The sequence below is a fragment of the Bacillus sp. SIMBA_031 genome, from assembly GCF_046535225.1.
GTDB lineage: Bacteria > Bacillota > Bacilli > Bacillales > Bacillaceae > Bacillus > Bacillus velezensis.
In genome coordinates this window covers 1-228 of record NZ_JAWRXC010000783.1, presented here as the reverse complement: position 1 = coordinate 228, position 228 = coordinate 1, and the positions used below count along the sequence as shown (strand labels likewise).

Annotated in this window: 1 protein-coding gene; it reads right to left on the bottom strand. The window is 62.7% G+C overall.

Annotated elements, in window-relative coordinates; all coding sequences use genetic code 11:
- Window positions 1–7: 7 nt before the first annotated feature.
- The coding region (locus tag SB724_RS22190; RefSeq protein WP_486304075.1) for a hypothetical protein at window positions 8–228 on the bottom strand (221 nt) is incomplete at its 5' end.

Below are 228 nucleotides of genomic sequence, written 5' to 3'. Positions count from 1 at the left end.
CCGTAGACTACGTGAGCTTCAGGATCTCGCCGAGATCGTAATCGGCCGGTTCCTCCAGCTGGGAGTAGGTGCAACTACCGGGTGTCCGGTCGGTCCGCCACCGCCGGAACTGGGTGGTGTGCCGGAAACGATCGCCCTCCATATAGTCGTACGCCACTTCGATCACCAGTTCAGGGCGAAGCGGGACGAAAGAGAAGTCCTTGCCGCCGCTCCACCTGCTCTGGGCCC